Here is a 16,852-nt window from a genome sequence, read left to right as displayed (position 1 = left end):
TAAAACATTACTTTCTTAAATCTTTTGGAAATAAAGTACTTAGAGTTTTTCCTTTGTTTAAATCTTTCCAATTATCAATATTAAACTCAATACAAACCACACCACAAGTAGGTACATTATCTATAGGAATACTGCCAAAAGTATTAACAAAAGCTGTAATGGCATGATTGTGACCAAAAACCATTAAATGATTTATTCTATTATCACACTCCTTAATGACACGAATAAGATTACTTCCTGAAAAATCATATAAATCATGATTTAATTGCAATTTTGAGCTATCCATTTTAAGGTTTTCAAAAAAGATATTAGCTGTCGTTATAGTTCTTACAGCATCACTGCAATAAACGGCATCCATATTTAAACTATCTGCTTTCAGATAAAGAGATATATTATTAGCATCGTTAAGACCTTTTTCATTTAATGGTCTTTCATGATCAATAACATTATACTTCCAAGAGGATTTCGCATGTCTAATTAAGAATAGTTTTTTCATAAAACCTGTTAAGTGCACGTATTTTCTATATAAAAGTAATTAAACAAAAATTATAATACCAGTATTTTAATTAAAATCGGTAAAATAAAACAATTAATATGTTCAAAATTTTAAACGATAAATAACCAATTATTTCGTTTAAATGTTTGCACTAGCTTTTAAACGAATATATAAGTGATTTACCATATTATTTTGACCAACTTTAAGCATATGCGTTAATTTGCTTACCTATAAAATTGAAAGATATGATCCCAAATCTAATTTCACAAATAAATACAACATTGTTACTCAGTGTTTTTCCCTCACAGTTTTTTCCCTCAAAAACTATATTATTGTTTTTATTGATAATCAACATTAGGCTATAACAAGTGACGTTAACGTCATATTTATGTCTATAAATATATTTTTAAAATTAATAAATAACCCTTATTAGGCCATGATAAATAAATTACCCTTCACGTTAAATGCATTTATATGTGTTATTTGTATTTCATTATTGTCATTTAATGAAGTTGTAGCTCAAGAGACTAAAGTATTTGAATTAAAGAATGGAACTCTTTTACAAAATTCCAATCTAAATGGAGCTGATGAAGTTCCAAATCAATTATTATACAGCTTGAAGCCTAGCATTTATGTAAAAAACAATAACATTATAAAAGTAACGGGACCACAAAAACCAATATCCTTAACACTATATGACGCTAATTCTCTAAATATTTTAAAAACAGAAAATTCTTTATTTAGTACTGTTCAAATACTAAAGGTTCAATTAAAAGAAATATCTGATTTAAATAGTTATATAGACTTTTCGAATATTAGTGGGTTTAACAATCTAAGCTATATTTATGTTACCACTTATTTTAAATGTACAGAAAGTCAAATACGAGCTTTTATTAAAAACATAGACTCAGAAATAACAATTTATTTCGAAAATGTTAATCCATCATAGTAAAAAGACACAACACAGTTTAATTTTAATTAATTAAGAAATGAAGAAACTATACACTACTAAATTAAAGACTTATTTAAAACCAATACCTCTAGCTGTGTTGTTCATGGTATTGTTAAGTTTTCAAGGCTTTTCTCAGGTTAGAGTTCCTTTTTCACCTAGAGAATCACAATATACTCCAACCAAGACTATTTATAACATAAAAGGTGATTTTACCATGATGGGAAACACCAATTTAACTTTGGTTAATTACGGAGTTAATGAACATAATGGATATAAGGATATGCAATATGTTGATGTTGACAATGATGCTAACACTATTAATTCATCTATGGCTGAATTGAAGTTTTCAGATGAAAATGGCGCAAGTCCTGAATGCTCTAACATATTATATGCTGGGTTATATTGGACGGGGCGTGCAGGTGCTGCTACCAGTTTTAATGTGTTTAATAATAATTTTATAATTGGGAGTTCGAATTTAGTTACTGGTACTAATTATACTATGACCGTAACAAGACAAGGTGCAGATGGTAATTATTATCCTAGATATACTTTCACTTCTTCAGAATCAACAGTTATTTTTGAGAGTTTAAATACTAATTATCAAGTAAGATATTCTATTAATGGAGGTACCAGCTGGATTATAGCTAGCAACCAAAATTTATCAATAGATGCACCAGACAATGATAGTGTTATAGTTTCATTTGATCCTGTTACTTTCGGTTCTGGAAGCAACCAAATAATTGTTAGCGCATTACAAAGAGATGAAGATATTGATGAAGATTTAAATAATACTGTAAATCATGCTTATGCATTATTAGATGGATATACTAAAACTTTAAATAAACGTAAAATATCATTAAAAGGTCCATCAGCAACTTCGTATGAAGAATTTACTGCTGATACTGATAATATTTATTATCCTTCTAATACCGATAACAACATGTATTCTGGTTATACAGAAGTTACAGATTATGTAAAAACCTATGGTCTAGGTAATTATTTTGTTGCGGACATGGCTTTACAAGAAGGTAATGGTGGAGATATTGGTTACTATGGTGGCTGGGGTATGGTTGTTGTTTATGAAAATTCAAAAATGAAATGGCGAGATGTGACTATTTTTGACGGACATGCTTTTGTTACCAATCTATCAACAGTGAATTTTGAAATACCAATTTCTGGATTTAATGCTGTACAAAATGGCGATGTTAACGTAAAATTAGGTGTCATGGCTGGTGAAGGTGATAATTATTATGGTGGAGATTATTTTAATATTCGAAATGCTGCTGATGACGATTGGGTTCCCTTAAGTCATTCTGGTAATAACTCAGGTAACTTTTTTAATTCATCAATCGTTACTGGAAACAATAATAGAAACCCTAATTTAATAAACAATACGGGACTGGATATTAGCATGTTTAATATTAACAATACTAATAATACCATAATAGACAATAACCAAACTTCTACACGGTTTCGTTACGGTTCTACTATAGATACTTATGCTATATTTAATCTAACCTTTTCAGTTGACGCTTATGTCCCTGAAACCGAGGGTATTTTAACTACAACCGCTGTAAATACAAGTGGTGCAGACCCAATGACTCTTTTTCCTGGAGAAAGTGCGGAATATAAAATAGAAATTAAAAATAAAGGCACTGAAGCCACAAATAATACGACCATAACGATACCAATACCCTATACATCTTCTTACGAAAATTTAAGTATTGATTACAACGTGAATGCTCCATTAGTAACGAGTAACCAACCATATTATGATCCAAATGCAGGAGCGACCGGTTCTATTATTTGGAATATTGGTACTTTACCTGTTTCTAATAATCCTGAAGACATCTTAGCAGATATAAGTTTTAAATTGAAAGCCACAACAGATTGTGCACTTTTAGTTAATACCAATTGCACACCGAATATATCCCTAAACGGTTCTATTTCAGGCATAGGAGATCAATCTAACACTTCTTTTAATCAAGCATTAATTAAAGGATACGAAACAAGCGGATCATGTATTGGTGAGCCCATACCTACTCCTAACATAATAACTATAGATTCTCAAGCTTACGTTGCGGCTAATTGCGGCAGCTATACACCTGTTAGAGATTTTTATTTCTGTAATATCGGTTCAACACCTATTCAAACATCACAGGTAAACGCCGCATTCTCTCCAGGTACTAGGTTTTATAATGAATATCCTAAAACATCTACTTCCATAGAATATAATACTTCTAACCCGTTCCCTCCTACTTTAGGAACCTTGGTTTATTATGCTATTCCTCCTGGAACAACAACATGTTATTATGAATTCACCATCAATGTATCTAATATAACTTCAGTACCAACAGTTGAAGATGTTATATATTGTCTGAATGAAACTGCAACTCCTTTAACCGCAACACCTAGTGATGCGCCTACAACACCCTCTGTATATAATTTATATTACTATGTAGATAATAATCCATCTACCCCTGCTCAAAATTCTATCGTACCTTCTACAAGTAGTATTGGAGAAACAACATATTATGTGGCTGAAGGATATTCGAATTCTTGTATCAGCCAAACACGTGTACCAATAAAAGTAACGGTCTCTAGCGGAACACCTGAAATAACTGCACCAGCTGTTATTAATATTGAAGCTTGTGATGAAAACAGTATAACAGCTTTAACTGCTAGATATCCTTTTAGCACATCTCAATCGGCAGATATTAAAGATACTTATATAACAACTGGCTATACAGCCTCAGAAGGTGAGACTATTACAAGTATAACATACATTGATGTAATAACTCCAGGGTCTAGTTGTCCTCTTGTTATAACCAGAACTTTTACAATTACCAATGGTTGCGGCAGTACTGCAACGGCTGAACAAATTATTAATATTACTGATACAACTGCACCCACAGGAACTGCTCCAACTGGAGTATCTGGGGTAGATGTTTGTGCTACCAATGCACAAACAGTATATCCTTTTAATGCGGCTACTATAGCTGGTAATTATACGGATAATTGTGCTGACAACGTAATTGCTAACCTTACAAATGCCTCTTTAACTGGTGATGATTGTTCTTGGTCTTTAGTATATACATATGAAGTGCTAGATGCTTGTGGCAACAAACTAGAAAATCAAACTATTACACATACTGGTAGCGATCAATCTGCTCCAACAGGTACAGCTCCTATAGGAGAAACCGATGCTGATATTTGTAGCGCTAATGCACAAACAACATATCCTTTTAATGCTACTACTATTGCAACTAACTACTCTGATAATTGTGGTGGTACTGTAACTGTTAATTTAACAGATACAACACAAACGGGTGATGACTGTTCTTGGTCGTTAGTATATACCTTTGAAGTTGTTGATGCTTGTGGTAACAAATTAGAAAATCAAACTATGACACATACTGGTAGCGATCAATCTGCTCCTATTATTGATAATACAAGTCTTGATAATATCGAAATAGAATGTGGTGTTGGTGATACAGAAAAAACCTTAACAGATTGGTTGAACGCTAATGCGGGTGCTACCGCTTCTGACAATTGTAGTGAGGTAAGCTGGAGTAATGATTATGGGTCTGATACTTCGGTTAAATGTGATGATGGTGCCATAACAGTTACTTTCACTGCTACTGACGTATGTGGTAATAAAAGTTCAACAACAGCAACTTATTTAATAAAAGATATCATTGCTCCTCAAATTAATAATACAACGGGCGATTTAGATACTACACTAGAATGTAGTGATATCGATGCCATCAATGATGCATTAGCCCTTACCCCTACAGCGACTGATGATTGTAGTACTCCTGCTCTAAATATAGTAAGTGATGAAACCAACATAGATCCTACCTGCCCTAGTGCCTATGTTAGAGTACGTATTTGGAACTTTGTTGATGCCTGTGGTAATATAAGCGAAAACTTTACCCAGACGATTACTGTGCAAGACAATACCGCTCCAGTACTTACGCTACCAGCTAATGTAAGTGCTGAATGTAGTGATGATTTATCTCCTATTGCGTTTGGAACAGCTACAGCAATAGATAATTGTGATGAGAACCCTATTATTACCTATGTAGATGAAAGAACTGATGGTACATGTTCTGGAACATATAGTATAAAACGTACTTGGAAGGCAACAGATGCTTGTGGTAATACAGTAACTGCAGATCAAATAATTTCAGTATCTGATACCACTGCTCCAGAATTTGTTGAAACAACGCTTCCGGAGAATATTGTTGTTGAATGTGATGCTATACCTACAGCTGTTAAATTGAATGCTACTGACAATTGTGGAGAGGCTATTGTAACATTTGAAGAAAGCACACAAATGGGTATTTGTGTTAATAATTATATTGTTACACGTACTTGGACTGCTACTGACGAATGTGGTTTAACAAAAACCCATATTCAAACTATAACCGTTCAAGATACAACACCACCAACATTTGTTGAGACAACATTACCTCCTGCTAACTTAGTTGTAGAATGTGATGCTGTTCCAACAGCTATAGAACTAAATGCTACCGATACTTGTGGTTCTGCTACTGTTTCTGTGAATGATGTTAGAACAAACGGTAATTGTCTAAATAACTATACACTTACTCGTACTTGGACAGCTACAGATGCTTGTAAAAATACTACAAAGCATACTCAAATTATAACTGTAAGAGATACAAAAGCACCAACATTTGTTGGAACGCTTCCTATTAATACAGTAACAGTTGAATGTGATGCCGTACCTGTTGCAGAAGTATTAACCGCAACCGATAACTGTGGAACTGCTCCAGTAACCGTTAAAGATGTTATAACTACGGGTGATTGTCCAAATAATTATATTATTACTCGTACTTGGACAGCTACAGATGAATGTGGTTTAACAACCATACATACGCAAATTATAACTGTACAAGACACTAAGGCTCCACTGCCATCAACAACATTTGATGAAGTATTGAATGTAAGTTGTACTAATATACCAGACGCACCTGCTTTAACTTTCACAGATAATTGTACATCGGAATCAAATATCATTGTGGTATTTAACGAAACAAGTACGTTTGTAGATAATGTTTTAAATGACTATGAAATTGTAAGAACATGGACGGTAAGTGACGAATGTGGCAATGATATTGTATATAAACAAACACTGTTTGTAGCTCTTGATGAAATAATAACTGATATCGTTGCTGAAGACAGATGTTTTGATGATGGCATTGTTAATTTAAATGATATAATTTCAAGTTCACTTAATACGAATGGTACTTGGGAATTAATTGAAGGTAATCCAGCAGCAACGCTCTCTGGTAGTATTTTCAATCCTACAACTCTTGAACTTAGTCCAGACTTCCTTCCACAAAGTGGTGGCATAGATTATGAATTCAGGTACACAACAACCGATGCTGGATGTGTGAGCATCACCAATGTAACCATGAATATAAATGCCGATTGTGTGGTATTACCTTGTGGTGAAAACGACATCGTCATATCTAAAGCAGTAACACCTAATGGAGATGCTTACAATGAATCTTTTGATATTACAGGTATTGACTTATGTGGATTTACAGCCGACGTTAAAATCTTCAACCGTTGGGGCGCATTAATTTTTGAATCTAATAGTTATACTGTTGGAGAAAACATGGGGGACTGGAAAGGTACCGCCAGTAAAAAATCCATTGGTGCCTCTGGAACAGTACCAAACGGAACTTATTATTATATAGTAACTTTAAAAGATAGTGGATTGGCACCATTTACAGGACCAGTTTACTTAGGAACCAAATAAAACTTAACCTATGAAATTTATTAAACATACCATAATCGCTATTGCATTGTTTAGTTGTACGGTTGGAGTTGCACAACAATTACCGCAATTCACACAGTATATGTACAATACAATCTCTATAAACCCTGCATATGCAGGAAGTAGAGAAGCTTTAAGTATTGTTGGATTACACCGAAGCCAATGGGTTGGTTTTAAAGGTGGCCCAATAACACAAACATTGTCTGTACACACACCTTTAAGAAACGATAGAATCGGTGTCGGATTATCTTTTATTGAAGATGATTTAGGTCCTGAGAATTTCACATATTTATATGGTGATTTTTCATATGCTATTCCAACAGGAAGAACAGGAAAACTTGCTTTTGGTATTAAGGGCGGTTTTACTCAGTACAGCTTAGACCCCGATTTTCGCGAAACGGAAAGTTTTGACCCTTCAATTTATGGTATAGAAGATCGTTGGACACCTAATATTGGACTTGGTGTCTATTGGAGTACGAACAGAGTTTACTTTGGATTATCAACTCCAAGAGTTTTAAATACCGATAAAAATACCGAAGAAGGCTTTGAAGCTTTAGATAGATTAAGTTACTATTTTACAGGTGGTGTGGTGGTTGATTTAAGTAAAAACATCAAATTAAAACCAGCATTTTTAGTAAAAGCTACTAATGGAGCGCCTGTTTCTTACGATTTAACCGCCAATTTCTTATTCAACGAAAAGTTTTGGTTAGGGGGCTCGTATAGAATAAACGAACAAACAGCAGCCATTGGCGGTATTGTCGATTTTCAAATATCTAGACAACTGCGTGTTGGATATGCTTATGAAAAACCAATTTCAGAGATTTCAAGTTACACGACGGGTTCACATGAAATATTACTTATGTACGAATTCAAATTCTTAAGTTCTAAATTAAAATCACCAAGATATTTCTAATACTATTTTTATGAAAGTTAAAAATTACTTATTAGTCTGTATCGTATTCATGCTAAGTGTTTCTATGTTTTCACAACAAGGAAAGCAAAAGCGAGCAGACACCCTATTTAATAAATTCTCTTTTGTTAAAGCAGCCGAAGTTTATAGAGAGCTTATTGCTAATAATTACAATAAAGATTATGCAACCAGACAACTGGCCGATTGTTATGCCTTTTTAAGAGATCCAAACAATGCTTCTAGATATTATAAAAACGTTGTTAAACAAGACAATGTGCCTGTAGAATATTATTATAAATATGCACAGTCTCTTAGAGGTATGAAAAAATACGACGAATCTCAAGAGTGGTTACAACGTTATAAAGACTCGGGAGGAGTTGTTAATGTGAACGATTTTTCTAAAGACATCAATTTTATCACAAGTGTTTTTGGTGCAAAACAGCAATACTTTTTAGATAAAGTTCGATTCAATTCTAAGTTTAGCGATTTCGGGGCTTTTGAACATGCTGGTAAAGTTTACTTTGCATCGTCAAGAGATGAAGGTGTTGCCGTAAAACGTTTATACGGCTGGAATGAACAACCCTTTTTAGATGTGTATGTAACCGAAGTTGGCACAAAGAAGAATGTAGATCATACGGCAAAAGTAAAAGGCGATGTAAATTCTATTTATCATGATGGCCCTGTAACCATTACAAAAGATGGGCGCACTATGTATTTCTCAAGAAATAACTACAAAGACCAAATTGAAGTAAAAGATAAAAAAGGACTTACCAACATGAAACTCTATCGAGCTACTTTAAGAGATAGCATATGGACCGATATTGAAGACCTATCTATAAATGGCGATGAATTTTCAACACAACATGCGGCTTTAAATAGCGATGACACCAAATTATATTTTACATCCGACAGACCTGGTGGTTATGGTGGTTCAGATATTTGGGTGGTTAATATTTATCCAGATGGTACCCTTAGAGAACTTCAAAATGCTGGAAAAGTAGTAAATACCGAAAGCGCAGAAGGTTTTCCTTTTATTAATAATGAAGGAACCCTCTTCTTTTCTTCCGATGGACACACGGGGTTAGGCATGTTAGACATTTTTGGAACCATACAAGGTGAAAATAATGAAATTGTTGATGTTATAAACTTAGGCCTTCCCATAAACTCCAATAAAGATGATTTTTCGTTTACCATGAACCCCAATGGCGTTACCGGTTATTTTGCTTCTAACAGACCTGGAGGCCGTGGTGATGATGATATTTATGCATTTCACAGAGTGCCAACATTACAAGTTGAAGGGGTTGTAACCGATGCTGTTAACACAAAACCTGTTCCTAATTCCATAATTACATTGTTTGATGACAAAGGCAATCAAATTGCCTATATGGAAACTGATGAAAATGGTTTTTATCAAATAAATATCGACAGAGATAAAGATTATAAAATTGTTGCAAGTCAGAAAAAATACATCGATGATTACAGAACATTTACATCTAAAAACATTCAAACAGAACTTGTAAGCATCCAAGCCAATTTGTTATTAAATCCGTTGCCTGATGTTGTAAAACTTGCTGAATTAAATACTATTTACTTCGATTATGACAAGCACAACATTAGAGAAGATGCTGCTTTAGAATTAGATAAGATTGTAAATTTAATGACAAACGATTATCCGGAAATGGTTATCCGCATTGAATCTCATACCGATTCTAGAGGTGCTCTTTCTTATAACGATAAATTATCTATAGACAGAGCCAATTCAACCTATGAGTATTTAATTTCCAAAGGCATCAACCCTTCTAGAATTACAGAACATAAAGGTTATGGTGAACGTAGATTAACAAATGGTTGTCAAGATGGTGAAAACTGTGAAGAAGTGGATCACCAATTAAACAGACGTACACAATTTATAGTTGTCAAGATGGAATAAAATATTCAAAATGTGTTTTCAATGAATAAAAATTCTTTTACTAGATTTTTTAATTAAAACAAATACCCATGAGATTAAAAAACTACATATTAACTAGTGTTGTCTTGGTATCAAGTATTACTACTTTTTCCCAATCTGGTTTACAAAAGAAAGCTGATAACTTATTCAACAAATTCTCTTTTGTAGATGCGACTGCAGTATATAAAGAACTGATCTCTAAAAATGATAATGCCGATTATGCTACCAGACAATTAGCGGATTGTTATGCATACATGCGCAATCCAGACAGTGCGGTGGTTTATTATAAAAAAGCCGTACAACAACCAAACATACCAACTCAATACTATTACAAATATGCGCAGGCCTTACGTGGGATTAATGATTATGAAGAATCTCGTGTGTGGTTAAAACACTTTAAAGAAGCGGGGGGTGATATTAATGAGACAAAATTTTTAAATGATGCCAATTTTATAAACTCCATTTTCAACGCCAAACCACAGTACAAAGTTAAAGATCTTAATTTCAACTCTAAGTATAGTGATTTTGGTGCTTACGAAAAAGATGAAAATATCTATTTTGTTTCTTCAAGAGACGAAGGAGGGGTATCAAAACATGATTACGGTTGGAATGAAGAACCTTTTTTAGACATTTACATAAAAGCGGCATCTAGCAATGATAGTATTGTAAATAATAAATTTAAATTAAGAGGGAACGTTAATACCGTGTATCATGAAGGACCTTTAACCATCTCAAAGGATGGAAAAACCATGTATTTTTCAAGAAACGATTTTAGCAAACAAGTTTTAGGAAGAACAGATGAAGGTTTTACAAATCTTAAAATCTACAAAGCAACATTAGATGATGGTAAATGGACCAACATAGCAGAGGTGCCTTTTAATAGCAGTATCTATTCTATTGCACATCCTGCTTTAAATAGTGATGGAACAAAACTTTACTTTACTTCCGATATGCCTGGGGGTTTAGGAGGCACCGATATTTATTATGTAGATATAAACAATAACGAATATGGCACACCTCAAAACTTAGGAGCCCCTGTTAACACTAATAAAAATGACTGTTTTCCTTTTATAAACAATGAAGGAAACCTTTTCTTGGCCTCCGATGGACACCCAGGATTGGGCTTGCTTGATATTTTCGGAACAGTTTCAAATGAAAATAACCAAATTATTAGTGTTATCAATCTTGGTGTTCCTGTAAATTCAAGCAAAGACGATTTTTCTTTTTTTATGAATGAAAATGATTTGTCTGGATACTTTGCTTCAAACAGAGAGGGCGGTGTTGGTAGTGATGATATTTATGCATTTGATAGAGTCCCTCAATTAAAAATTGAAGGTACTGTAACCGATGCTGAAACTAATACTCCTATAACGAATGCCACAGTAACGTTACTAGATGGAAATAGCAACCCTATTGCCACTCTACAAACAGAAAAAAATGGACATTACACCATCAATATTGATAGAGACGCCGATTACTATGTAAATATTAAAAACAACGATTATTTAGACAACACTACAGCTATAACATCAAAAGGTATAGATAGAAATATGACAAGTCTGAATGCAAATATAGCATTAAGTCCAAGTAAAAATAAAATAACACCTACTACAGAGCTTCAATCTATTTATTTTGATTTTAATAAATATGATATAAGACAGGATAGTACAATTGAATTAGACAGAATTGTAAACTTAATGATGATTACTTACCCAAATATGGTTATTAAAATAGCATCGCACACCGATGCTAGAGGTACCTCTAAATACAACAATGTACTCTCGGAAGAAAGAGCTAATGCTACTTACAACTATTTAATAAATAAAGGTATAAACCCTAGTAGAATTATAGAACACAAAGGTTATGGTGAACAAAGATTAACCAACCAATGCAACGGTACAGTACGTTGCACAGAAGCACAACACCAATTAAACAGACGCACCCAATTTATAGTTGTAGAAATAAACTAAACAAGCCAAAATTCAATAATAATTTAGTGTAGATAAACTCATTAGTAACAATGTTGCTAGTGAGTTTTTTTGTTTAAGTTGCAAAACTTCCTTTATTATTAAACAACGTAAAATACTGATAAACAAAAAGATTGGCACATTAAATTCATTTTACCTTATCTTTTTTTCACAAAGACCAATTTAAATCATTTAAAAATAATTACTATTTTTAAATGATTTAAATAATATAATATGAATTTAACTAAACTTAAAAAATCTGTTTTTCAGTATTTCTTTATAATAAGCTTTTCTTTTAACATGTATTCCCAAAAAGCATCGCTTACTACTACAAATAAAATTATTCCTATCTCTTCATCAAATTTCACTGCGGGCACAAACATGGAGGCTAAAGGCGATTCTATTAATAAGCTTCAATTTGTAATTGATTTAACAAAATCTATTCCTTTCAGTCAATCTGCAATTAAGCAAAATACCGAAGTAGCGTCTTTAGGTCCAAACACAGATATTCCTTATTTTACTGTACGTTTTGCTTTACCTATGCCACCAGCCTATAATGAGGTAGAAGTTGGTGCACTTGTGGGTATAGATTCCATGGTCTTTCATCACAATCATTCACCTGGATTTGAAATTTTACCCAATGGAGATGCTCTAGCTATCTATTTTACCACCCCAATGGGCAAATCTGAAAATGACATTACAACTGCTTTTGCTCAAGCACGTTTGCGTTACGGTTCTGAAGATTGGGACATGCCTGAATTGTTTTTTAAAACAAAGGATACTAATGATCAGTCTGGTTTACTTTGGAACGATAATGGAAAACTTTGGTTCTTCGGTGGTGGACGTGAAATATCAGATTTTGTACCATTTCGTATGGCTACATCTACTGACAATGGTGCTAGCTGGATCTATTCTGTTCCTCAAATTAATGAACCTGCTACTAGATATACCGCCCAACCCATTACCAATGCGTTTCGTGGACCCGATCAATCCATTTATTTTTCAATGGATGGTGTAGATGCCGAAAGTTTCTTATGGCGTAGTACAGACAACGGTATCCATTGGCAAGATATGGGTGGACGAACTGGAGGAAGACATTCTACAATTTTACCTCTTGATGATTTAGGTAATCTTCTTTCTATAGGCGGTAAGAATTCAGATGTAGATGGTTGGTCCCCCACAAATGTTTCAACAGATTGGGGAGCTACTTGGAGTGAAAGCAAACCTTCTCCTTTTCCTCCTTTAGGTACTGCTCAGCGTCCATCCATGATTCGACTCGCTTCAGGCAATTTGCTTTTGGTGAGTGATTCCTATATGCATAAAAAGAAAATTGCACCCCCTAAAGGATGGAATTATGGTAATAATTGCTTTGTAGCAATTTCAAAAGATAACGGAGCTAATTGGCATATTAAAACAATTCCCGTTCAGATTCCGCAACATCACCGTACGGATCATCCTTCACTGGGTTATGTTACAGCTCGTCAAGCTCCCAATGGTGTCATTCATTTATTAACCACCGTTTCTCTACCAGGTCTACATTATGAATTCAACGAAGCATGGGTTTGGTCTGATGATGGTGATATTTCACCTGAAACAACCGGTGGAACTATCAAAAAATTCTCTGAAACCTATCCAAATGGACAAGTCCGATCAACATGGAGCGCAAGAATTTGTACTCATGGGAGATATTTACTTCATGGAACCCAAATAGATTACTATGAAAATGGTACAATACAACATAAGGCAATATATGAAAATGGGCGTAAATCTGATGAAGAGTCATTTTGGACCCCAGATAGAAAACTGGTTTGGAAATGGCAGCGTGACTTAAAAACAAACCAAGGTATTTGGACACATTATTGGTCTAATGGCAAAAAGAAAATTGAATCTCGATGGAACTTAAAACCTGAAGCTCGTGATTTAAAACGCCATTTTTATGGATATGTAGCTCATGGACCCTCGCATCATTGGAGTGAAAAAGGAAAGTTAATTGAAACCTACCAATTTGTTAATGGCTTGATATTGGGTAAAGATTAGTTGACAGAAGTATAAGATATGTTTTTTATAGACAAACATTGAAATTCTTAAAGTCAATACTAAGAATTAGTACAAACATAAAAAATCCTCCCAAAACTGGGAGGATTTATACCAAAAGCTAAATTCAATAACTATAAAGTTATTAAAATAACCTATTAACTTCTTTAAATATGCCATAACATATAGTAAACGTCATTAATAAGGTTATGTTTTAGTTGTTTTTCTAATAAAACAACTCTATTTTTTTATAAAAATATTGGTGTAATACCACTTCCCTTCGGCGTTTTGTTCGGCCGCTAAATCGAAGTTTGTATAATCACCTTCAATGTTTGCACGGTGTCCGTCGCTATTTAACCAAGCTCTTACAACAGAGTCTGCTGAACTGTAGCCATAAGCTACATTTTCAGATACTTTAGTTGCGCCTGCATTTGCTTTTAAATAATCACTTCTTTTATAAAAATTAGCATGCGATACTTCGTTTTTTCCTACCATATAATCAGTATGACTAAATGCTACCGACTTTACCACGGACATATCTGTAAGAGTATTTAGCCCTAACGATAATCTGTGGTTATTAATAAGTTCAAGTATTTCTACTTCAATGGATTTTGTTTCTGGAGTAATAAGACTTAGTTCAATTGAATCTGCTTTATCATCAAGACTATCTGTTGTACAAGAAAAGCTAAAAATAGCTAACAGTGCCACTAATGGCAATTTAAATAATAACTTCATAAGTAGGTAATTTAGGTTTCGGTTCTGTAAAATTAACCTACTATACTGAAGTAAACGTTAATAAAATGTTAAATTCGATTAAAAACACGTTGTTTATCGATTTATATTGTATTTAATCGTTCAAATGCATTTTTTTGATAAAATAATTGTATTTCATCATGCATTTTAAGGAGATAATCGATTTATTAACCAGCTGTAATCATTTTGAAGTTCGTATCGAATTCTATCATGTAACCTATTAGGGCGTCCTTGCCAAAATTCAATTTCTATAGGTTTTACTATATAACCACCCCAATGTGATGGGCGGGGTATTTCTTTACCTTCAAATGCTTTTTCTAATTTTAAAAGCTTCTGCTCTAGGTAATCTCTATCTGTAACAACTTCACTTTGGTTAGAAACTAATGCTCCTAATTGGCTTCCTCGTGGTCTCGATTCAAAATAGCCATCACTTAAATTTTCTGCAATCTTTTCAGCCTTACCTTTTATAATAATTTGACGTTCGGCGCCATGCCAAAAAAAAGATAAGCAAACATTTGGCATATGGGCTATAGCTTTTCCCTTTTCACTATTATAATTAGTATAAAAAATAAAACCTTCATAGGTAAACCTTTTTAATAGTACAACCCTACTTTTAGGAAACCCATCTAAACCAATAGTACTAATAGTCATGGCATTGGTTTCATCTTCATTAAAAAATTTATCTACTTCATAAAACCATTTTTGAAATAATTCCATTGGATTTTCTGGAGCAGTATCTAATAAAAGTTCACTCTTTTCGTATGATTTTCTGTAATTGCTTAAATCTTGTTCCATGTTTGCAATTTACAAGTTTTTGAATTAAATTTTTAACTAAATAAAAATATGCTCCAAGATTTTTAAAACTTGGCCATTATAGCTAAATTTTGTAATAAAAAAATTACATAAAGATGTTTTTAATATATTTAATTGTGATAGTTTTGCCAAACTTTATAATATTAATTCCCTTAACTTAAACTTTATGACATTTGAAGAATCTAACTACTCTAAATTGTCTCATTATAAATTAGTAAAGCCTTTTGGTACATTTTACTTTTTAGAAACTTTTATTATTTCAGAATTAAATGATGGTGTTCATTTTGATTGGGAAATGATTAAAGATGCTATGTCTGAATTAATTAATTTTTATGGAAATGACATAAAATTAGTGTACATATCTAATAGAGTTAACTCCTACTCCATGAATCCGCAAACCTGGATAACAGTAGCACAAGACTATGATATTATTGTAGCTAATGCCATAGTTACTTATAATAAAATGGCATATATGAATGCTAAGCTTGAAAAAAAATATACAAATATGAATATCAACCACTTTTTAACACTTGATGAAGCTATAAATTGGGCTTTAAAATTTACACTATAATATTCAGATAATTTTATATTAAAAAAACCTTCAAATAAATTTTACTTCTTTGTGCTTTTGTATTAGTTAACTTTATAAATTAGCGATAACCTAACCAACCAACCACAATATGAAATTCGAAAACTCTCAATATTTTAAAATCAAGCATTATAAAATAGAAAGGCCTTTTGGTAACTTTTATTTATTAGAATCTTTTTTTATTTCTGAATTAAATGAAGGCATTCATTTTGATTGGGAAATGGTAAAAAGCATTATGGACGAACTTATAATGTTTTATGGCTCAGATGCACAAATTGGTTATATTTCAAATAGATTTAATTCATACTCCTTGAATCCACAAGTTTGGGAAGAAATTGATGAAAAATATGGCATTATGGTAGCTGCAGCTATAGTAACTTATAACCCTATGGCTTTTATGAATGCCACCCTTGAAAAGCAATTTTATAAAAAAAGTATCAAAAGGTGTGATTCTTTAGAAGTCGCTTTTCAATGGATATCTAATTTAAGAGAATTAAAAAAAGATTGAAATTGTAGTTTTATACAAAACAGATATCCCGGATAGAATAATCTACACTATTTATTTATAACAAACTCAGATT

General features: G+C 32.9%; 11 protein-coding genes. 8 read left to right on the top strand and 3 right to left on the bottom strand.

Annotated elements, in window-relative coordinates; all coding sequences use genetic code 11:
• Window positions 1-7: 7 nt before the first annotated feature.
• Window positions 8-496: a histidine phosphatase family protein gene (locus QLS71_RS15840; RefSeq protein ID WP_308992821.1), complete on the bottom strand. Its 489-nt coding sequence runs from the start codon at window positions 494-496 to the stop codon at window positions 8-10.
• Window positions 497-932: 436 nt separating this feature from the next.
• Here QLS71_RS15840 and QLS71_RS15835 point away from each other — a divergent pair, with 436 nt between their 5' ends.
• The 6 genes from QLS71_RS15835 to QLS71_RS15810 all read left to right on the top strand — a co-directional run bounded on the left by QLS71_RS15835 (window position 933) and on the right by QLS71_RS15810 (window position 14,119).
• Window positions 933-1,445 (top strand): hypothetical protein, encoded by a 513-nt coding sequence (locus QLS71_RS15835; protein WP_308992822.1) that lies wholly within the window; start codon window positions 933-935, stop codon window positions 1,443-1,445.
• Window positions 1,446-1,485: 40 nt separating this feature from the next.
• On the top strand, window positions 1,486-7,239 hold the full coding sequence (locus QLS71_RS15830; protein WP_308992823.1) for a gliding motility-associated C-terminal domain-containing protein: 5,754 nt from the start codon (window positions 1,486-1,488) through the stop codon (window positions 7,237-7,239).
• Window positions 7,240-7,249: 10 nt separating this feature from the next.
• Window positions 7,250-8,170 (top strand): type IX secretion system membrane protein PorP/SprF, encoded by a 921-nt coding sequence (locus QLS71_RS15825; RefSeq protein ID WP_308992824.1) that lies wholly within the window; start codon window positions 7,250-7,252, stop codon window positions 8,168-8,170.
• 10 nt (window positions 8,171-8,180) lie between these two features.
• The gene (locus QLS71_RS15820; RefSeq protein ID WP_308992825.1) at window positions 8,181-10,097 is read left to right on the top strand and encodes an OmpA family protein; all 1,917 of its coding nucleotides are present in this window, start codon (window positions 8,181-8,183) and stop codon (window positions 10,095-10,097) included.
• Window positions 10,098-10,165: 68 nt separating this feature from the next.
• Window positions 10,166-12,085 (top strand): OmpA family protein, encoded by a 1,920-nt coding sequence (locus tag QLS71_RS15815; RefSeq protein ID WP_308992826.1) that lies wholly within the window; start codon window positions 10,166-10,168, stop codon window positions 12,083-12,085.
• A 231-nt stretch (window positions 12,086-12,316) separates the two neighbouring features.
• Entirely contained in the window at window positions 12,317-14,119 is a 1,803-nt protein-coding gene (locus QLS71_RS15810; RefSeq protein ID WP_308992827.1) for an exo-alpha-sialidase, read from the top strand.
• A gap of 237 nt (window positions 14,120-14,356) precedes the next feature.
• Here the strand turns inward: QLS71_RS15810 and QLS71_RS15805 are convergent, their stop codons facing one another.
• Both QLS71_RS15805 and pdxH read right to left on the bottom strand, forming a co-directional pair.
• Window positions 14,357-14,851, bottom strand: coding sequence for a CAP domain-containing protein (locus QLS71_RS15805; RefSeq protein WP_308992828.1), 495 nt, complete (start codon window positions 14,849-14,851; stop codon window positions 14,357-14,359).
• 165 nt (window positions 14,852-15,016) lie between these two features.
• Window positions 15,017-15,664, bottom strand: coding sequence for a pyridoxamine 5'-phosphate oxidase (gene pdxH / locus QLS71_RS15800; protein WP_308992829.1), 648 nt, complete (start codon window positions 15,662-15,664; stop codon window positions 15,017-15,019).
• Between the two features lie 184 nt (window positions 15,665-15,848).
• Here pdxH and QLS71_RS15795 point away from each other — a divergent pair, with 184 nt between their 5' ends.
• Window positions 15,849-16,253 carry a hypothetical protein gene (locus QLS71_RS15795; RefSeq protein ID WP_308992830.1) on the top strand — a complete coding sequence of 135 codons (405 nt, stop codon included), beginning with the start codon at window positions 15,849-15,851 and terminating at the stop codon, window positions 16,251-16,253.
• A 109-nt stretch (window positions 16,254-16,362) separates the two neighbouring features.
• Window positions 16,363-16,779, top strand: coding sequence for a hypothetical protein (locus QLS71_RS15790; protein WP_308992831.1), 417 nt, complete (start codon window positions 16,363-16,365; stop codon window positions 16,777-16,779).
• Window positions 16,780-16,852: the final 73 nt, after the last annotated feature.

This window comes from Mariniflexile litorale (assembly GCF_031128465.2).
Taxonomy (GTDB): Bacteria; Bacteroidota; Bacteroidia; order Flavobacteriales; family Flavobacteriaceae; genus Mariniflexile; species Mariniflexile litorale.
This window is presented reverse-complemented; position numbering and strand designations above follow the sequence as displayed.